Source organism: Photobacterium aquae (assembly GCF_001029445.1).
Classification (GTDB): domain Bacteria; phylum Pseudomonadota; class Gammaproteobacteria; order Enterobacterales; family Vibrionaceae; genus Photobacterium; species Photobacterium aquae.
The window spans coordinates 551,020-569,528 of the sequence record NZ_LDOT01000002.1 but is presented as its reverse complement, the minus strand read 5'-3'; the positions used below and the strand labels follow the sequence as shown (position 1 = coordinate 569,528).

The 18,509-nt window shown below is 50.4% G+C and carries 16 protein-coding genes; 11 read left to right on the top strand and 5 right to left on the bottom strand.

The window, feature by feature from the left end; translation table 11 throughout:
* Positions 1-87: 87 nt before the first annotated feature.
* Positions 88-450, bottom strand: a complete 363-nt coding sequence (locus ABT56_RS03155; RefSeq protein WP_047877370.1) for a TraR/DksA C4-type zinc finger protein — start codon at positions 448-450, stop codon at positions 88-90.
* Between the two features lie 491 nt (positions 451-941).
* Here ABT56_RS03155 and ABT56_RS03150 point away from each other — a divergent pair, with 491 nt between their 5' ends.
* From ABT56_RS03150 to ABT56_RS03125, 6 genes are all read left to right on the top strand, one after another.
* On the top strand, positions 942-1,328 hold the full coding sequence (locus tag ABT56_RS03150; RefSeq protein WP_047877369.1) for a YbaN family protein: 387 nt from the start codon (positions 942-944) through the stop codon (positions 1,326-1,328).
* 161 nt (positions 1,329-1,489) lie between these two features.
* Complete coding sequence (gene apt / locus ABT56_RS03145) at positions 1,490-2,035, top strand: adenine phosphoribosyltransferase (protein WP_047877368.1); 546 nt, start codon at positions 1,490-1,492, stop codon at positions 2,033-2,035.
* Positions 2,036-2,151: 116 nt separating this feature from the next.
* Positions 2,152-4,449: a DNA polymerase III subunit gamma/tau gene (dnaX, locus tag ABT56_RS03140; RefSeq protein ID WP_047877367.1), complete on the top strand. Its 2,298-nt coding sequence runs from the start codon at positions 2,152-2,154 to the stop codon at positions 4,447-4,449.
* Positions 4,450-4,476: 27 nt separating this feature from the next.
* Positions 4,477-4,806, top strand: a complete 330-nt coding sequence (locus tag ABT56_RS03135) for a YbaB/EbfC family nucleoid-associated protein (RefSeq protein WP_047877366.1) — start codon at positions 4,477-4,479, stop codon at positions 4,804-4,806.
* A gap of 3 nt (positions 4,807-4,809) precedes the next feature.
* A complete protein-coding gene (gene recR / locus ABT56_RS03130) occupies positions 4,810-5,412 on the top strand; it encodes a recombination mediator RecR (protein ID WP_047877365.1) in 603 nt (200 codons plus the stop codon).
* A gap of 402 nt (positions 5,413-5,814) precedes the next feature.
* Entirely contained in the window at positions 5,815-6,858 is a 1,044-nt protein-coding gene (locus ABT56_RS03125; RefSeq protein ID WP_047877364.1) for a porin, read from the top strand.
* Positions 6,859-7,006: 148 nt separating this feature from the next.
* Here the strand turns inward: ABT56_RS03125 and ABT56_RS03120 are convergent, their stop codons facing one another.
* Both ABT56_RS03120 and ABT56_RS03115 read right to left on the bottom strand, forming a co-directional pair.
* On the bottom strand, positions 7,007-7,555 hold the full coding sequence (locus ABT56_RS03120; protein WP_053062364.1) for a regulatory protein ToxS: 549 nt from the start codon (positions 7,553-7,555) through the stop codon (positions 7,007-7,009).
* Complete coding sequence (locus ABT56_RS03115; protein WP_047877362.1) at positions 7,546-8,421, bottom strand: transcriptional regulator; 876 nt, start codon at positions 8,419-8,421, stop codon at positions 7,546-7,548. Before ABT56_RS03115 ends, ABT56_RS03120 begins: the two co-directional genes overlap by 10 nt.
* 236 nt (positions 8,422-8,657) lie before the next feature.
* Between ABT56_RS03115 and htpG the strand changes: the two genes are divergently transcribed.
* From htpG to ABT56_RS03090, 5 genes are all read left to right on the top strand, one after another.
* A complete protein-coding gene (htpG, locus tag ABT56_RS03110) occupies positions 8,658-10,556 on the top strand; it encodes a molecular chaperone HtpG (RefSeq protein ID WP_047877361.1) in 1,899 nt (632 codons plus the stop codon).
* A 179-nt stretch (positions 10,557-10,735) separates the two neighbouring features.
* Positions 10,736-11,380: an adenylate kinase gene (adk, locus tag ABT56_RS03105; RefSeq protein ID WP_047877360.1), complete on the top strand. Its 645-nt coding sequence runs from the start codon at positions 10,736-10,738 to the stop codon at positions 11,378-11,380.
* Between the two features lie 142 nt (positions 11,381-11,522).
* The gene (gene hemH, locus ABT56_RS03100) at positions 11,523-12,518 is read left to right on the top strand and encodes a ferrochelatase (protein ID WP_047877359.1); all 996 of its coding nucleotides are present in this window, start codon (positions 11,523-11,525) and stop codon (positions 12,516-12,518) included.
* A gap of 155 nt (positions 12,519-12,673) precedes the next feature.
* The gene (locus ABT56_RS03095; RefSeq protein ID WP_047877358.1) at positions 12,674-13,978 is read left to right on the top strand and encodes an inosine/guanosine kinase; all 1,305 of its coding nucleotides are present in this window, start codon (positions 12,674-12,676) and stop codon (positions 13,976-13,978) included.
* 220 nt (positions 13,979-14,198) lie between these two features.
* Positions 14,199-14,738: an outer membrane beta-barrel protein gene (locus ABT56_RS03090; RefSeq protein WP_047877357.1), complete on the top strand. Its 540-nt coding sequence runs from the start codon at positions 14,199-14,201 to the stop codon at positions 14,736-14,738.
* 72 nt (positions 14,739-14,810) lie between these two features.
* Here ABT56_RS03090 and asnB read toward each other — a convergent pair whose 3' ends face one another.
* Together asnB and ABT56_RS03080 are read right to left on the bottom strand one after the other, a co-directional pair.
* Positions 14,811-16,484: an asparagine synthase B gene (asnB, locus tag ABT56_RS03085; protein ID WP_047877522.1), complete on the bottom strand. Its 1,674-nt coding sequence runs from the start codon at positions 16,482-16,484 to the stop codon at positions 14,811-14,813.
* 308 nt (positions 16,485-16,792) lie between these two features.
* Positions 16,793-18,382 carry a cation:proton antiporter family protein gene (locus tag ABT56_RS03080; protein WP_047877356.1) on the bottom strand — a complete coding sequence of 530 codons (1,590 nt, stop codon included), beginning with the start codon at positions 18,380-18,382 and terminating at the stop codon, positions 16,793-16,795.
* Positions 18,383-18,509 lie beyond the last annotated feature (127 nt).

Here is an 18,509-nt window from a genome sequence, read left to right as displayed (position 1 = left end):
CCGTGATGCACTGGCCGCTTTTCATTGGCTGGGCGCAATAACAGACAATAGGCGGGTTATCCCGCTTATTGTTTTTGTACCCGCGACTTAGTTATGGTGGTAGCGGTTGTGTTCACGGCAATCGTGACAGCGGGGCTGAGCCGGATCTTGTTCTAGATCTGCATGGGCAATTTCCTCTTCGCAGTCAGCACAAAGGCCGTACATGCCGAGTTTGCCAGAGCATACGGCAGCATCAACGCGCTCCATCCTCACTGCCAGATCGAACAGGTTTGGAATAAAGGACGATTTTGCCATCAGGATCAACTCACTGAGTTCTGCCTTGTCGATAGCCGCAGAAGACGGAACTAAGGTATTGAGCAGCAACTCTTGTTTGATCTCTTGCGACAAGGAGAGATGCTCTTGTTCTAGTCGTTGCTGAAATTCGCTGTAAGCAATGTCTGATGTAGTCATAAAGTCATCTTTTCAATTGTCGATTCAATCAAGTCTATGACGATTCTTGCATTTGGCAGTGATTTGAATCAAATAAAGTTGGGGTTGTTGCAGAATACCCGTAATTTCTATCGGTTTTTGCGCACTGTTTTATCCGTTATAGTTGTCTGAAGGTATCTCTGGGGCTGGTAGAGCCCGCTAAAAGTCACAATGAAAGGATGCATGTAATGGATAAGGATTTTAAAGACCCGTATAGCGTTAAATACTTTTTGGGGTTTCTGCTGGTTCTCTGCCTGCCAACCTTACCGGCCAGCTTGACATGGCTGGGGCTTCTCTCCTAACTGATTTCTCATTCAAAGCCTGTTCGGGTCATTTCCCCCTGCCTGTACAGGCTCGTTCTTTTCGGTGCCCATCTTGAGATAGGGTATAATTTATAGTACGCAGGTTATCTCAAGATATAGAGCTCTCTTGGAAATGGACGTGATGAAAGACATTGGTTGGCGAGTGATAATATGCTGAAAAAAACGGCATTGATATGTTGTGGCTGGTTATGTATTGCTTTGGGTGCACTCGGCGCCTTTTTACCCTTGCTGCCGACCACTCCCTTTTTGTTACTGGCAAGTGGTTGTTTTATGCGAGGCTCGCCAAGGTTGAACCATTGGCTTAATCACCATCCGCGCTTTGGGCCGGTGTTGCAAAATTGGCATCAGCACGGTGCAATATCACCGATGGTCAAAAAACGAGCCAATGTAATGATTGTGCTGAGTTTTTTTATTTCCATTTGTCTTGTTCCTCAACTTTGGCACAAAGGGTTGTTATGCGTTGTCATGACGATACTGCTGGTATGGTTCAACCGCCTTCCTGTGCGGGATAATCCTGAAAATAACTATTCTTCTTAGCTCTTGCTTGTTTTTGATCATGCTATCCGGTGCTGATTCTTGCTCCGAGGCGTGAAAGTCACTACTATTTGAACCGGTTTTTTTAACGGCCATGCTGTGCTGTCGTGCAGGCGCCGTTTCACTCACTATGCCCGGACGATTAGAGGGCACGGAAAACGATAATGACTCAAGAAAAGCTCGCGTTAATTAAAAACAGTATCAAATCAATCCCTGACTACCCAAAACCTGGCATCCTGTTCCGTGATGTGACCAGCCTGATGGAAGATCCGGCTGCGTACCGTGCGACAATGCAAGTGTTGGTCGAGCAGTACAAAGACAAGGGCATCACTAAGGTGATTGGTACTGAAGCGCGTGGTTTCCTGTTCGGTGCCCCGTTAGCACTTGAATTGGGTGTTGGCTTTGTACCTGTTCGTAAGCCGGGTAAGCTGCCTCGCGAAGTGATTGGCGAGAGCTATGCACTTGAATATGGTGAAGATACGCTTGAAATTCACACTGACGCTATCAGTGAGGGTGATAAGGTTCTATTGGTTGATGATCTGCTGGCGACTGGCGGTACGATTGAGGCAACGACCAAACTGGTTCGCCGTCTGGGCGGTATCGTAGAAGATGCGGCGTTTGTTATTAACCTGCCTGATATCGGTGGCGAAGCTCGTCTACAAGGTCTTGGCCTGAACGTTTTCAGCATTTGTGATTTTGACGGCCACTAATCGTCGTATCCCCCAGTAACTGCTGGCTAATCATTGGGCGCTCGTTGGGGCGCCCTCTCGCCCCCGATCCCTCCCTGTGCTAGCATTGAGTTCTTGATTCTGTAAGGTTAGAAAACATGAGTTATCAGGTTCTGGCTCGTAAATGGCGACCGCACCAGTTTGGGGATGTCGTCGGCCAATCCCATGTGTTAACGGCATTGGAAAATGCCTTGGCCCATAATCGCCTGCACCATGCCTATTTGTTCAGCGGTACGCGCGGTGTGGGTAAAACAACCATTGCCCGTATTTTTGCAAAAGGCCTGAACTGTGAGCAGGGGATCACTGCGTCACCTTGCGGTCAGTGCGAAACCTGCAAAGAGATCGACGAAGGTCGATTTGTCGATCTGTTAGAGATCGATGCCGCCTCTCGCACCAAGGTTGAGGATACGCGTGAGCTGCTTGATAACGTTCAGTACAAGCCAACCCGTGGTCGATTCAAAGTTTACTTGATCGACGAAGTCCACATGTTGTCGCGTCATAGTTTCAACGCCTTGCTGAAGACGCTCGAAGAGCCGCCGGAGTATGTGAAGTTCATACTGGCAACGACCGATCCGCAAAAACTGCCGGTGACTATTTTGTCGCGCTGTTTGCAGTTCCACCTCAAGCACCTTGATAGTGGTCAGATCCAGTCGCAGCTTGAGCGAGTTCTGACACAGGAGCAGGTTACTTTTGAGCCTCGTGCGTTGGGGTTGCTTGCCCGTGCTGCCGAGGGCAGCATGCGTGATGCCCTTAGCCTCGCTGATCAGGCCATCGCCTTGGGTAATGGTCAGGTTGGTGTTCAGGCCGTATCCGAGATGCTGGGTACGCTCAATACCGAACAGGCGCTGTATTTGCTCGAGTCTATCGCGCAGGGGCAGGCTGAGCCGGCAATGGCATGTTTGCGTGAGCTGGCCGAGGTTGGAGTGGAGTGGGATAGCCTGCTACGTGAGTTGGCCACCCAGTTGCACCGTGTGGCTATGTTCCAGGCCCTGCCAGCAACGCTGGATGAGTCAGCCCCTGATGCCGAGCGGATCAGCTTGCTTGGCAGCCAGATCTCGCCGCAGGAAGTGCAGTTGCATTACCAGATTGCCTTGCAAGGGCGTCAGGATTTGGCCTTTGCTCCAGATGGCCGTACCGGACTTGAAATGGTGCTGCTGCGAATGCTGGCTTTCCGTCCGGTAGCGGTATCTGCAATCAGCCCGCAGTCGGTTGATGTCCCTGCTGTACAGCCTCCGCCGACCGCTATGGGCGCTGTATCTGCGCCCACCCAGCCATCTCAAGTTCCGGCAGGACAGGGGATGCAACGGGTTCAGGCGCTCAAGGCTCAGATGAACAATGGCCAAGCACAGGGTGCACCGGCTAGTAGTGCTACAGCCAATAATGTTCCGACAAATAGTGCGCCGCACCAGAATGGCGGTTATTCGGAGCCGGCACCGCAGCCGATGGCTGGTTCGGGCTATGGTGAGCCACCCCTTTCGCCGTCAGCCGGCCATGAGGCGGGTTATCAGGTTTCGCCTGCGCAACCCCAGTATCAGCAGCCGTTGCAACAGCAACAGCCGCAACAGCAACAGCCGCATCAACCACCCATGCAGCAGCCACACGTTCCATCGGATTTAAGTCCGGCGCAACCAGAGGCGCGCCCGGTTTCTGCAGCATCAGGATTGCTTGCCGCTCGAAACAAACTGCGCAGCCAAACCAAGCGTGATGGTGGCGCAGAGCCGCAGAGCCCAAAAAAGTCTGAACCGGTACCGGCTAAAAAAGTCGCCAGCAGTGTCCTAGACCGTATTGCCACTCGGCAAAGTACGCGTCCGGGTACAGTTAACCCTGCGATGCCAGTACCGGGATCCATCGTGCCTGAGTCAGAGAATTGTGCGGCAACGGATCAGTCAGAGGAGTACCAATGGCGACCGATGCTGACCGTGGAAGAGGACATCGTGGCCGATGTGGCTCCGGCTGAACTGAAACAGGCGCTTGAGCATGAAAAGACACCTGAAATGGTGAAAGTGCTTGTCAATGAAGCGGCAAATCAGGATAGTTGGTCGGATTGGGTAACTAAGCTCAATGTAGGGCGAATGGTACAGCAATTGGCGCTGAACTCGTCCTTTGAGCGCAATGGTGGGCAGGTGACATTGTGTCTGAGACCGTCTCAGAAGCATCTGGACACCCCGAAAGCCCGCGAGCATTTGACACAGGCTCTGGCAGATTTGCTTGGCGAGGCTGTAACTGTTGAGATTGAATTAAGTGATAGGGGGCGCTCGCCGCTGGAATGGCGCGAGGCTCTCTATCAAGAGAAACTGGATCAGGCTCGGGCTAGCCTCAAGTCTGATTCTAACGTGAACTTTATCTGTCAGCGCTTTGCTGCTGTACTCGATGAAGATAGCGTAAGACCCTTATAGATTAACCAGACCACAGAGAGAGAAGATATGTTTGGTAAAGGCGGCATGGCTAACATGATGAAGCAAGCGCAGCAGATGCAAGAGCGCATGCAGAAGATGCAAGAAGAAATTGCAAACATGGAAGTAACTGGCGAGTCTGGCGCAGGCCTGGTAAAAGTGACTCTGACTGGTAGCCACAGCGTGCGTCGTGTTGAGCTGGATGACAGCTTGATGGAAGACGACAAAGATATGCTAGAAGATTTGATTGCTGCGGCTTTCAATGACGCGGCACGTCGTATTGAAGAAGCGCAGAAGGAAAAGATGGCGAGCGTAACAGGCGGTATGAACCTGCCTGCTGGCTTTAAGATGCCATTCTAATAAATGCGGACCAGTCACTTACTGGAACAATTAATGGAGGCCTTGCGTTGCCTGCCTGGGGTTGGCCCCAAGTCGGCGCAGCGCATGGCCTTCAGTTTGTTGCAGCGAAATCGTCAGGGCGGGCTGCAATTGGCCGAGGCCTTGAATCGGGCTATGACGGATATTGGTCATTGCCGAGACTGTCGTACGTTTACCGAAGAAGAGGTTTGCGCAATCTGTGCCAACCCGCGTCGTCAGGAGAATGGCCAGATCTGTGTGGTGGAATCTCCGGCAGATATTGTCGCGGTGGAAGCGACAGGGCAGTTTTCCGGCCGTTATTTCGTATTGATGGGACACCTGTCGCCGCTTGATGGCATTGGCCCGTCTGATATCGGGCTCGATACCCTTGAGTTCCGGATGCAGAACGAGCTGATCAGTGAGGTGATCCTTGCCACAAACCCAACGGTAGAAGGCGAGGCAACTGCGCATTATATTGCTGAGCTATGCCAGGAATATGATGTTGAAGCGACCCGGATCGCCCACGGCGTTCCGGTCGGTGGGGAATTGGAACTGGTAGACGGTACAACCTTGTCTCATTCTCTGGCCGGGCGACACAAACTCTATTGAGTGTTCCGTTTAGGCTGATATATTTTCTAAAACGCCAGCAAATAATATTGCTGGCGTTTTTTTGTTTTTTATTTCTATGTTGTTGTTTGTTTTTATTTGTCCGTGTGATTTTTAGATGTTTTGGAAATTTAGAGGGCAATTTAGATTTTATAATCAGTTGTTTTCTAATAATAACTATTTAAATATTCTTTAATGAAACTTTTGTTTCTAACTGTTTGTTTTCATGTCTTAAATATTGTCAAGGCCACGGTGTTGGCCATCTCGGATTGGTCTATTTAAATGAATGATTTCGCTTTTGCGGGCGTTTTTTATTTGTCGATGAGGCCGCCGTAGAGGAAACAAAAATAAACAATATAGCGTTTCCTGCTCAGTGACGAGCAAAGGAAACAATTAGGAGTGAACATGAAAAAAACAGTAGTAGCAGCCGTTATCGGTTCTGTGATCGCCAGTGCATCAGCAATGGCCGCCGAGGTCTATAAGTCTGATGATATGTCCGTGAGTGTTTACGGTAACTTGCGTGCCCGCTATGAAACCACGGACAACGGTGTCATGGGCGCGGATAGCACATTTACGGGGGAAGGTACGGAGCTCGGCCTTAACATGACCTATTTCATGCCGAATAACATGTATGTCAACGGTGATGTGCTCAAAGAGTTTAATATCATTCCTGAAGATGGCGATGGTTTTGACGACTCTGACTTCTTGAAGTTTGGATCGGTCGCGATCGGTGGTGATTTCGGTGAGTTCCGTATCGGTCGTATGTCTGCGGTACAGGATACCCTGGCTGGTCAGTATGATATTACCTGGGAGTACGGCGGCACGGCGAACATTAAAGAGGACTGGGCTGCGACCGATCGCCTGACCAACGGTCTTCAATACAAGATTGACGTGCAGAACTTCACGATTATGGCTCAGTACCACACCGGTGATGAGGGTATTGATGCCTCGGGTGCGGCGAACCCAGACAGAGGCGAACTGGGCATTGATCAGGCTTATGCCCTCGGTGTGGCATGGAACGCTGATTTCGGTCTTGGTTTGTCTGGCACTTACACCCAATCCGAGCGTACTGAGAGAAGCATTTACGGTGATGATACCGATACGTCTTGGACGCTGAACGCCACTTATGAGTACAAAGCGCTGTCCTTGGCGGCGATGTATGCCGACTATGACTTTGCCGGTGATGAGAAGACCGGTATTGGTGCAACGGCCCGCTATGATCTGCCAATGGGTGTCGGCCTGTACGGTGTCTACGACTATGTCGATTACGATACCAAAGACAACAAGCTGAACCAGTACACCATTGGTGCCGATTACTGGCTGACCAACCAGGTTGTCTCTTATGTTGAATATGCCGACATGAGCTTTGATGACGAGAAGACGGCGCTGGATGGCGAGAAAATGCTAGATGACAACGCCTTTACTATCGGTATGCGTCTGTACTTCTAATCGTTGTATTTCGATATCTGTGCCGCCTGTTAGCAGGTGTTAGAAATCGCTTGTGTTTTAATGAAACAAACTTGCTAGATTGTTCATTGTGTTAGGGGGAAACCGTATGGTTTCCCCCCTTTTTTATGTTTGGCGAGCAAAGGGGGCGCTATAGCGAATAGAGAATGGTTGAGCCGTAAGTTAGGCCGGTGAGCAGAATGGATTTCTGGTTAAGGATATCGACACGGCGGCTCTGTTGGGCATCCATCCTGAATACTTGCTTGATCAGGTTCAGGTCATTGGGCTTGAAGTCCTTATTTTGCCCTGAGGTGATGTCTTTGAATTCTTTGGGTTCGGTCTGCAGGTAACTACCGCTGATATCCCAGTTTCCCGACTCGGAAATATGCAGGGTCAGCGGTTGGTTCTCATCGCTGTAGAGCTTCATCAGGGTGACGCGGGAATAGGTGTTGTTTGGTAGGTAGACGACATGGCTGGTTTGTTCCACCTTGCGCAGCATACCAAGCTCTTCTAGTTCGGTGGGTTTGATACGGCTGATGGTATTGGATTGCCATTCGCGGGACATTAGCAGCTGCGCTTGTTTGTAGTCGCTGTAGTTATAGAGCCAGAGACTGAAAATGATAGAGACGCCTAGCAGGATAAATGCCCAATATTTGGCGATGAACTGCTTGATAGGGCGTGATGAGCTCATTACTGACATAGTTCGGTATGATCCTTATCGCTGGTCAACAGGCGTAGCGTGACATTTTCATTCGGGGCGGCGGCGGAGTGAACGTAGTTCAGCCACAGCTGACTGTTTTGGCCTCCGGTCGCAATCACTTTTACCGGCCGTTTTTCGTTTGGATGATTCTGGATATACGAGTGAATACACTGCGAGACCAGATTTTCCCATTGGAAAACATCAGGATGGCTTTGTGGGATCTCAACGGGTACGCCTTCTATGGTTGCCAGCTGGGTGAAGGCCTGTGATGTTTTGGGCATCATGAAATTGACGCTAAGCGGGATAACCAAGGCCAGGATCAGTGCTATGCCGTTGAGCATGGCTGAGAGCGACGACGGTGCCTTGGGGCTGACTTTCGGACGTCCTGTTGGCGTTGGGGTCACTGGTGCCGTTGCGGTCGGTTCGGCCTCGCTGGTGTGGCAGGGCTCAGCCTCCGGTTGTTTGTTGTCAGGGGTATATTCATCCTGCGGGCCGATCTCGGTATCCGTAGCGGCTGGGGTGGACTGCTGCACCACGGTGGCGATCATCTGGTAGCCGCGTTTTGGCACGGTTTTGATGAACTCTGGCGATTTCGTTGAATCTTTGAGGGCTTTGCGCAGTGTGGAGATCGCCTGGGTCAGGCTTGAGTCGTCGACTTCGAACCCTTGTTCGCGCCAGACAAAATCGTGGAGGCGAGAGCGGCTAATAATGGCACCGGGATCTTCGATAAGCAGGCTAAGGGCTCGGCTTTCGTTGCTGCCAAGGCGCGTCAGTTCGTCATTTTCCAATTGGTCAATGAGGCTGTTGTCATAGGGGTCAAACAAAAAGCGCTGACCAATCAAAAATTTATTTTCTAACTTGTTCATTGTTTTAGCGTCAAAGGTCTAAAATCGAATGCCTTTATAGCATTTTCTGCCTGAATATCCTCTGAATATTAAAAATTAAAAAATACGCTGAAAAAAGGCGGGAAAAGCTAAATTGACCTTTTTAGGTTGAAATCATAAATCTAGGCCATATGTATATCAAAGAACATACAGGGAAGCCCGCCAACGTGTGCTGCGAGGCTTCTCGTTAAATTGGTTGATATAGTTTCGGAGTCGAAATGAGCGAACAAGCTATCCACAAGAATAAGGAAACCCGTGGTTTTCAGTCAGAAGTAAAACAGCTGCTGCAACTGATGATCCATTCTCTCTATTCGAACAAGGAGATTTTTCTTCGCGAATTGATTTCTAACGCATCGGATGCGGCGGACAAGCTGCGATTCCGTGCGTTGTCCCAGCCTGACTTGTATCAGGGCGATGCAGATCTCGGGGTTAAACTATCATTCAATGCCGAAGCTGGCACCTTGACGATCAGCGACAACGGTATCGGGATGAGCCGTGAGGATGTTATCGAGCACCTTGGTACTATTGCTAAATCGGGAACGAAAGATTTCTTTGCCAAGCTGAGCGAAGAAGAGTCCAAAGATTCGCAGCTGATTGGCCAGTTTGGTGTTGGCTTCTATTCTGCCTTCATCGTTGCCGACAAAGTCACCGTTGTGACCCGCGCGGCCGGTGCGCCAGCTGAACAAGCTGTCAGCTGGGAATCGACCGGTGAAGGTGAGTACACCCTAGAGGACGTTGAGAAAGCCGGTCGCGGTACCGACATTACCCTTCACCTGCGCGAGGACGAGAAAGAGTTCCTGAGCGAGTACCGCCTGCGAGATATCGTCGGTAAGTATTCTGATCACATTGGTATCCCGGTGCATATCCAGACCATCGAACGTGATGAGGACGGCAAGGAAACCGGACGCAAGTGGGAGCAGATCAACAAGGCACAAGCCCTGTGGACCCGCAACAAGGCCGATATCAGCGATGAAGAGTACAAAGAATTCTATAACCATGTCTCGCACGATTTTGCTGAGCCACTGGTATGGAGCCATAACCGCGTCGAAGGTAAGCAGGACTACACCAGCCTTCTTTATATCCCGTCAAAAGCACCTTGGGATTTGTACAACCGCGATGCCAAGCACGGTCTGAAATTGTACGTACAGCGCGTCTTCATTATGGACGATGCAGAGCAGTTCATGCCGTCATACCTGCGTTTCATGCGCGGCCTGATTGACTCAAACGATCTGCCATTGAACGTTTCCCGCGAAATCCTGCAGGACAACAAGGTCACCCAGTCGCTGCGCAAGGCCTGTACCAAGCGTGCGCTGAGCATGATGGAGCGTCTTGCCAACAATGATGCCGAGAAGTACCAGACGCTGTGGAACGAGTTTGGCCAAGTGCTGAAAGAAGGTCCGGTAGAAGATTTTGCCAACCGCGAGAAAGTCGCCAAGCTGTTGCGTTTCAGCTCGACCCACAACGAGACTCAAGAGCAGACGGTTTCGTTGGCTGACTATATCGGTCGAATGAAAGAAGGTCAGGATAAGATTTACTTCCTGACTGCCGATAGCTTCACCGCGGCGAAGAATAGCCCGCACCTTGAGCAATTCCGCAGCAAGGGCATTGAAGTACTGTTGATGTTTGATCGCATCGATGAGTGGCTGATGGGCCACCTGCCAGAATTTGATGGCAAGGCCTTCCAGGCGATCACCAAGGCAGATCTGGATCTGACTCAGTTTGAAGACGAGGCAGAGAAAGAAAAGCAAAAGGAAACAGAAGAGGCCTTTAAATCGGTTGTTGAACGTACCGCTACTTACCTTGGCGATCGTGTGAAGGAAGTGCGTACGACGTTCAAGCTGAAAGATACGCCAGCGGTTGTGGTGACCGATGAAAACGAAATGGGCACTCAGATGGCGAAGTTGCTGGCGGCTGCCGGTCACGATGCACCGGAAGTGAATTATATTTTCGAGCTGAACCCACAGCACCCATTGGTGAGCAAGATGGCCGACGAGGCCGACGAGGTGGTGTTTGGCCAGTGGGTTGAAATGCTGCTGGGTCAGGCAATGCTGGCTGAGAAGGGCAGCATGGACGATCCTTCTCAATTCTTGGCTGCGGTGAATAAGCTTCTAGCGTAAAATCGGACGAAACGAGCAGGCGGGCTTCCGGTTATATCCGGTACCCGCCTGTTTGAATCAAAAGGTATGCTGATAACGCATGCAATGTCTCTTGGCAGCAGTGCCGGGGTTGCGGCGCATGGCTAATCAGTGTATTTTTCACTTCTTTGAACACTCCATTCAAATCTAAGGGGAACAAGATGCGCATCATTCTTCTGGGCGCTCCAGGTGCAGGTAAAGGTACTCAGGCACAATTCATCATGGAGAAATTTGGTATTCCACAAATTTCTACTGGCGACATGCTACGTGCAGCAATCAAGGCGGGTACTGAGCTAGGCAAACAAGCTAAATCCGTTATCGATGCTGGCCAACTAGTGTCTGACGACATCATCCTAGGCTTGGTTAAAGAGCGTATTGCTGAAGACGACTGTGCTAAAGGCTTCCTGCTAGACGGTTTCCCTCGTACGATCCCTCAGGCTGATGGCCTAAAAGAGATCGGTGTAGACGTTGATTACGTTATCGAATTCGATGTTGCCGACGATGTGATCGTTGAGCGCATGGCGGGCCGTCGTGCTCACCTGCCTTCAGGCCGTACTTACCACACTGTTTACAACCCACCTAAGGTTGAAGGCAAAGATGACGTGACTGGCGAAGACCTTGTTATCCGTGAAGATGACAAAGAAGAGACAGTACGTGCACGCCTAGGTGTATACCACAACCAGACTGCTCCGCTGATTGCTTACTACGGCAAAGAAGCTGAAGCTGGCAAGACTAAGTACCTGAAATTTGACGGTACTCAGCCTGTTGCAGCGGTAAGCGCAGAGCTGGAAAAAGCCCTAGCTTAATATAAGCTGGCAATATGATGAGAAGCGGGCTGTCCCTTGGGGCAGCCCGTTTTTTATTGCGCAGATACCAAGACATAATTGATTGATTACTATTGTCATTAGGGCTATTGTCTCTAGGTAGAGCCGACAGCGAAGGATGACTATGAGCGAAGCAAGCACATTACATGATAACAATAAGCCGCCGTTCGGAGTGTTGTTGGTCAACCTCGGTACGCCGGATGAGGCGACGCCTGCCGGGGTGAAGCGTTTTTTGTCTGAATTTCTCCATGATCACCGGGTGGTCGATATGACGCGGTGGCTATGGTGCCCTATATTACACGGGGTTATTTTGCCCGTTCGGGCACCGAAGGTGGCCAAGTTGTACCAGTCAGTATGGATGGATGGCGGCTCGCCGCTGATGGTCTATTCACTGCGCCAGCAACAACAACTGGCAAAGGCCTTAGGCGTACCGGTGGCATTGGGAATGACCTATGGCAGTCCGTCGATTGAAGCGGGCCTCGATCAACTGAGGCAGCAAGGCTGCCAGCGGGTGTTGGTATTGCCGCTATATCCGCAGTATTCGCGTACCACCACGGCCGCGGTATTCGATAAGGTAGCCAAGGTGCTCAAGGCTAGGGCGGATCTGCCAGAGCTGCGGTTTGTTAACCAGTACTATGATCACCCTGAGTATATTGCCGCGTTGGCCGGTTCGGTGACTGATTTTTGGCAGCAGCACGGTGAGCCGGATTATTTGCTGTGCTCTTACCACGGGATCCCGAAACGTTATGCTGACAATGGTGACCCGTATCCGCATCATTGTGAGGCGACAACGGCGATGCTGGCCGAGGCATTGGCAATACCGCAGGACAAGATGAGTATGAGCTACCAGTCGATCTTCGGTCGAGAGGAGTGGCTCAAGCCCTATACCGAAGCGACGATTCGCGAGCTAGCACAAAAAGGCATCAAGCGACTTGATGTGATTTGCCCTGCTTTTTCAGTTGATTGCCTTGAAACACTTGAGGAGATCGCGGAAGGATGCCGGGAAGTGTTCCTTGAGGCCGGGGGAGAGGCATTTAATTTGATCCCATGCCTCAATGACAGCCCTGCCCACATAACCGTGATGGAAAAGCTAGTGGCTCAGCATTCGCAAGGATGGTGAGTATCCTGCGGGCGGTGTGGCACAGGTTTGGCGCGCTGTACGTATAAGTTTCCTCTAATTTGAAAAAGCTCTCACTGCATGTGAGAGCTTTTGCTTTTCTGTTCTATATTCTGTGATAGAATTCGCAAAAATTTCTCTACAGAAAGCTCATTGACATGAAATTTCCAGGCCAACGTAAATCAAAGCATTACTTTCCAGTACATGCACGCGATCCACTTTTGAGTCAATTCAAACAAGAAAAGCGACTTGCCCGTACCCACATTGTCGGTATTGACCAGACTCTGGTTGATATTGAGGCGTGCGTGGAAGATGAATTCCTGGAGCGCTATGAGCTCAGCAAAGGTCACTCTTTGGTGATCACTGATGAGAAAGCCGAAGCCCTGTATCAGGAGCTGAAGGAAAAAGCCTTGGTTAGCCATGAGTTTGCTGGTGGCACCATCGGTAATACCCTACACAACTATTCAGTGCTGGCTGACGACAAATCTGTACTGCTAGGCGTAATGAGCAAGGATATCGAGATTGGCAGCTATGCCTACCGTTATCTATGCAATACATCAAGCCGCATGGATATGAACTTCCTGCAGCCAGTGCATGGTCCAATCGGTCGTTGCTTCGCGCTGATCACCAAAGATGGTGAGCGTACTTTCGCAATCAACGAAGGTTTGATGAACCAGCTTCATCCCGATAGCATTCCAGAGTCTGTTTTCGAAAATGCATCAGCATTGGTGCTGACAGCATACTTGGTTCGTTGCAAGGAAGGCGACCCAATGCCGGAAGCAACCATGCGCGCGATTGAATTTGCTAAGAAGTACGATGTGCCGGTTGTTCTGACTCTGGGCACCAAGTTCGTGATTGCAGATGATCCGCAGTGGTGGCGCGACTTCCTTCGCGACAACGTGACCGTTGTGGCCATGAACGAGGACGAAGCAGAGGCGCTGACCGGTGAAACCGATCCGCTGCTAGCGGCAACCAAGACGCTTGACTGGGTTGACTTGGTTCTGTGTACGGCGGGTCCTGTTGGCCTTTACACGGCGGGTTATACTGACGATGGCGCCAAGCGCGAAACAAGTCTGCCGCTGCTGCCGGGTGAAATTCCAGAGTTCAACCGCTACGAATTCAGCCGACCAATGCTGAAGAGCGAGTGTGAGACTCCGCTGAAGGTTTACTCTCACATTGCACCTTATATGGGTGGCCCTGAGCGTATTAAGAACACCAATGGCGCGGGTGATGGTGCATTGTCAGCTCTGTTGCATGACATGTCAGCTAACCGTTACCACAGAGAGAATGTGCCGAAGTCGAGCAAGCATCATTACAACTTCCTGACTTACTCGTCGTTCTCACAGATTTGTCTGTACTCAAACCGTGTAAGTTACGAAGTGCTTGCCCAGCATTCACCTCGTCTGTCACGCGGCTTGCCTGAGCGCGAAGACAGCCTGGAAGAGGCATACTGGGAGCGTTAAGCGACGCTCTGTTGTATCTATGTCAAAAACCACCGAAAGGTGGTTTTTTTATGCCTGAAATATCAGTGAAGTCCAGATTAACTTTCTGATTTTCAATGGTAACTTTTGTTTTTTGAGTTTTAGTAAAATATTGTGGTGATTTTTTAGCAAAAAATCCTGTCGTGGTGGCATTTTTTTCCTACGCTTAATTGGCAGTATTTACAATAAGGAGACGTTGTATATGCGAAATTATGCAGTGGTAATGGCATGTTTGTTAGCCGGTTTGGGGTCAACGCAGGTACAGGCAAAAGCAGAATTGCCGGAGGGGACTCAGGAATTTGGCTTGCAGGGTAGTTTGGACTTGGACTATGTGGATGATTACCTGTTTGTTCTCAATACATCATACGGTTACTTTATCTATGACGATTGGGAAATTGGTGCGGTTCTGGATATTAATATGAGCGATAGCACCCAGCAGTTCCAGATAGGGGGCTTTACCGAATATAACTTCACCAATTCGACAGATTGGGTACCGTATGTCGGGGCGGCAGCCCAATTGGCCAACTTGTCTGGTGATGATGGTGATTTCGATTTTGATTTCGAGGATGTTACCGCGCTCAATATCAAATTAGCCGCCGGGGTAAAATACTTCATTAATCCTCATGTGGCGATCAGTGCCGAGGTGAATTACAACATCTCGACCGATGATATCAATGTGACCAAAGACGGGGTGGAAGACAGCTTTACCCGGTTTATCTTTGGTACGCGCTTTTACTTTTAAGTTATCCCCTTATATCGAACGAGAAAGCGAGAGCCAAGGCTCTCGCTTCTGTTATGGATTAACCGGTATTGCTTAGGATTTTTGATATGCCTCGTTGTGAACTGCGGCAATCGCACGTCCTGATGGATCGGCACTGTTCTTGAAGCTCTCATCCCATTCTATGGCCTTGGCACTTGAACAGGCAATCGAGGGCCCGCCTGGTACGCATTTTGCGGCATCTTCTAACGGGAACAGTTCTTCGAAGATTTCACGATAGACATAAGCCTCTTTGGTTGTCGGCGTGTTGTAAGGAAAACGGAACTTGGCCGTCTCAAGCTGCTGGTCACTGACTTTGGCGGCTGCCACCTCTTTGAGTGTATCGATCCAGCTGTAACCTACACCGTCCGAGAACTGCTCCTTTTGGCGCCATGCAACGGATTCTGGCAGATAATGGCCGAAGCATTCGCGGATAATATGTTTTTCCATCTTGCCGTTGCCGCACATCTTGTCCTCGGGGTTGAGGCGCATAGCGACTTCCAAGAACTCCTTGTCAAGGAAAGGAACGCGCGCTTCGATCCCCCAAGCTGCCATTGACTTGTTGGCGCGGGCACAGTCGAACATGTTCAGCGCCAGTAGCTTGCGTACGGTTTCCTCATGGAACTCCTTGGCATTCGGCGCCTTGTGGAAATACAGGTAACCGCCGAAGACCTCGTCAGCCCCTTCGCCAGACAGTACCATTTTGATCCCCATCGCGCGGATCTTGCGCGACATCAGGTACATCGGGGTCGAGGCGCGGATAGTTGTCACATCATAGGTCTCGATGTGGTAGATCACATCACGGATAGCATCCAGACCTTCTTGGATGGTATACGTCAGCTCATGGTGGACGGTGCCGATGTGATCGGCCACGACCTTGGCCGCTTTTAGATCCGGGGCACCTTCGAGACCAATAGCAAACGAGTGTAGCGTCGGCCACCATGCCTGGGTTTTTTCATCATCTTCGATGCGACGGGCTGCAAATTTCTTGGTAATGGCTGAAATTACCGAGGAATCAAGGCCACCGGAGAGCAAAACGCCGTATGGGACATCAGTCATCAACTGGCGTTTCACCGCACTTTCTAAGGCATCGGTAAGTGCAATTTTGTCGGTCTTGGCATCGGCCACGGTATCGAAATCCATCCAATTGCGCTTGTAGTAGCGCACCGGCTCGCCTTTCTTGCTCCATAGGAAATGGCCAGGGGGGAACTCTGAAATGGTTTTGCATACTGGTACCAGAGCCTTCATCTCCGAGGCGACATAGTAGTTACCATGTTCATCGTGGCCATGGTAAAGCGGGATGATACCAATATGATCTCGGCCGATCAGGTATGCGTCTTCAGCCTCGTCATAGAGAATAAAACCGAAGATACCGTTGAGGTAGTCAAGTAGTTCCGGGCCTTTCTCTTTGTAGAGAGCCAAGATGATTTCACAGTCTGACTCCGTCTGGAAAGGGTAGTCTGGTGCGAATTCCGCGCGCAGTTCTTTATGGTTGTAGATTTCACCATTGACGGCAAGGGCGTGGGATTTGTCGGCGTTGTACAGGGGCTGTTCACCGCTGTTCAGGTCGACAATGGCCAGACGCTCATGCACCAGGATGGCTTTGTCTGATGAATAAATCCCAGACCAGTCCGGGCCGCGGTGGCGCATTTTTTTCGACATCTCCAGTGCGGTTTCACGCAGCGCGGTGGCATCGGTTTTTATATCTAGAATCCCAAATACTGAACACATACTTGCTTCCCCAATCGTCAAATTCTGCAAATCGTCAATTTCATGACCAGCTACAGGCGGTAGGGGATCCATGATGTTGATAGATCCCGGTCCGTACTGCGCCGGTTTGCTGTTAATTGTTAAAATTGCGTATTCGTCAGCGAAATGCAACCCATAGGATTAATTCGATAAATAAAATAGCCTTGTGATGAATATTTTCCATTTAATTTAAAAATAAATGAATTTTATCTACTTGCGGATAATATTTGTTCGGAAAATACAAACGGCAGCCGAAGCTGCCGTGTGTGATCGTTGCTGAATATTGTCGGTTAGAGGCGGGGCGAAATGTTCGGCGATAGGTGCTCGCAGACATGGCGGGCAAAGCCACCGCCGGCTTCGTTGTAAATATTGAAGGCGGCATCGACCCCGAGCTCGATCAGCTCCGTCGTATCTTCGGGATATTTGGCAATAGCGGCAATTTTCCCTTGATAGTTACGTTCCCGAATTTGTTCGAGGGCAAAACTATTTGCTTGGCTGTGGGGCATTGCCAACAAAATCAAGCGTGTATTTCGTTTTGAAATAACCCGAGCCCAGAAGTCGGGGTCGGTGGCATCGCCTTGGATCACGTTGCGCCCTTGTTCCCGGTGGAGTGCGACAGACTCTTCACGGGTTTCGACACCAATGACCTGATTACCGTAGCGCGACACTAATTCATCATAGGCACCACTCCCGATTCGTCCCATTCCAAGGATTAAGATTTCCTTGTCGCCAAGATCAATCAGACGATCGCCCGGGTTCAGTTTTTCCGGTTCAAACTCTTTGAGCCATTTAGAGGCATCTTTGTACAGGCGGTGACCAAGCGTATTTAACGGTGCTGCAATCAGAAAGGAAAGTGATACCGCGATGGCGATAGCGACAAGGAAGCTGCCTGGGAGCATGCCCATTTTATAGGCTAGGCCACCGACAATTAGTCCGAACTCGCTGTAGTTGAACAGGGTGAGCGTCCCTAGGAGGGAGGTGCGAACCCGATAATGGAACATATTGAAGATAACATAGTAGAGAACGCCTTTGAGCGGCAGCATCACCAGAAGTAGCAACGCCATGAGTAGCCCTTCTATGGTTGGCTCTTCGGCGAGGCCAATATTGAGGAAGAAGCAGACTAACAGTAACTCTTTTATGTTAAACAATGACTTGGACAACTCTGATGATTTTGGATGGGCAGCTAGCATCATCCCTAGGATCAGGGCTCCCAAATCAGCTTTCATACCAACGACTTCGAACAGACCGGCACCGGCGACAAGGGCAAGAAATATCCCGTAGAGAACCAGCATTTCGCCGTGGCCGGCACGGTCAAGGATCTTGAACAGAGACGGGCGCAGCAGTGGCAGGGCAAACAGTCCCAGTGCTGTAATCTCCGGGATTTTTCCGGTAGAGACAGTCAGGAAGATAACGGCGAAGATATCCTGCATAACCAGAATACCGATCGCCAGTGTACCGTAGGTCGCATTGAGTTCGCCTTTCTCTTGCAATGCCTTGATGGCAAAAACGGTGCTGGAAAATGAAAGTGCAAAACCGAGAAGGGCCAATTGGGTAATATCGAGATCAGCCATCATGCCGATACCCAATTGCTTGAGAACCAGTAGGACAAGGGTAAACAGGCCGGTTGTTAGTACGTTATGTAGCGTGGCGCCGCCCCAGATCTCCTTGGTCAGCAGGGTCCTGACATCGAGCTTGAGACCGATGGTGAACAACAGTAGGGTGACCCCGAGGTCAGCGAGCGTGGTCAGGGCATCGGTTGAGGTGTAGCCGGCACTGTTGAGGGCGAAACCTGCGACAAGGAAGCCCACCAACGGGGGGAGCTTGCAGCGCAGTGCGATGAAGCCTGCCAGAAAGGCCGCGATGATATAGATGAGTTCCATACTTGGCTGAGTTCCTTTTGTATTGCTGATCATGCCATGTGCACACAGTGGGTCTGAGGCTTGGCTTATCGTTAACCGTAAGCGGTCGTGATTATTTTGGGGACGGAATATAACACAAAGGCCATGT

What these genes read in the sequence shown, in the direction of transcription:
- ABT56_RS03090 (WP_047877357.1), top strand. Translation starts at nt 14,199, where the DNA reads ATGCGAAATTATGCAGTGGTAATGGCATGTTTGTTAGCCGGTTTGGGG.
- apt (WP_047877368.1), top strand. Translation starts at nt 1,490, where the DNA reads ATGACTCAAGAAAAGCTCGCGTTAATTAAAAACAGTATCAAATCAATC.
- ABT56_RS03095 (WP_047877358.1), top strand. Translation starts at nt 12,674, where the DNA reads ATGAAATTTCCAGGCCAACGTAAATCAAAGCATTACTTTCCAGTACAT.
- recR (WP_047877365.1), top strand. Translation starts at nt 4,810, where the DNA reads ATGCGGACCAGTCACTTACTGGAACAATTAATGGAGGCCTTGCGTTGC.
- ABT56_RS03150 (WP_047877369.1), top strand. Translation starts at nt 942, where the DNA reads ATGCTGAAAAAAACGGCATTGATATGTTGTGGCTGGTTATGTATTGCT.
- ABT56_RS03135 (WP_047877366.1), top strand. Translation starts at nt 4,477, where the DNA reads ATGTTTGGTAAAGGCGGCATGGCTAACATGATGAAGCAAGCGCAGCAG.
- ABT56_RS03155 (WP_047877370.1), bottom strand. Translation starts at nt 450, where the DNA reads ATGACTACATCAGACATTGCTTACAGCGAATTTCAGCAACGACTAGAA.
- asnB (WP_047877522.1), bottom strand. Translation starts at nt 16,484, where the DNA reads ATGTGTTCAGTATTTGGGATTCTAGATATAAAAACCGATGCCACCGCG.
- ABT56_RS03125 (WP_047877364.1), top strand. Translation starts at nt 5,815, where the DNA reads ATGAAAAAAACAGTAGTAGCAGCCGTTATCGGTTCTGTGATCGCCAGT.
- htpG (WP_047877361.1), top strand. Translation starts at nt 8,658, where the DNA reads ATGAGCGAACAAGCTATCCACAAGAATAAGGAAACCCGTGGTTTTCAG.
- ABT56_RS03120 (WP_053062364.1), bottom strand. Translation starts at nt 7,555, where the DNA reads ATGTCAGTAATGAGCTCATCACGCCCTATCAAGCAGTTCATCGCCAAA.
- adk (WP_047877360.1), top strand. Translation starts at nt 10,736, where the DNA reads ATGCGCATCATTCTTCTGGGCGCTCCAGGTGCAGGTAAAGGTACTCAG.
- ABT56_RS03080 (WP_047877356.1), bottom strand. Translation starts at nt 18,382, where the DNA reads ATGGAACTCATCTATATCATCGCGGCCTTTCTGGCAGGCTTCATCGCA.
- hemH (WP_047877359.1), top strand. Translation starts at nt 11,523, where the DNA reads ATGAGCGAAGCAAGCACATTACATGATAACAATAAGCCGCCGTTCGGA.
- ABT56_RS03115 (WP_047877362.1), bottom strand. Translation starts at nt 8,421, where the DNA reads ATGAACAAGTTAGAAAATAAATTTTTGATTGGTCAGCGCTTTTTGTTT.
- dnaX (WP_047877367.1), top strand. Translation starts at nt 2,152, where the DNA reads ATGAGTTATCAGGTTCTGGCTCGTAAATGGCGACCGCACCAGTTTGGG.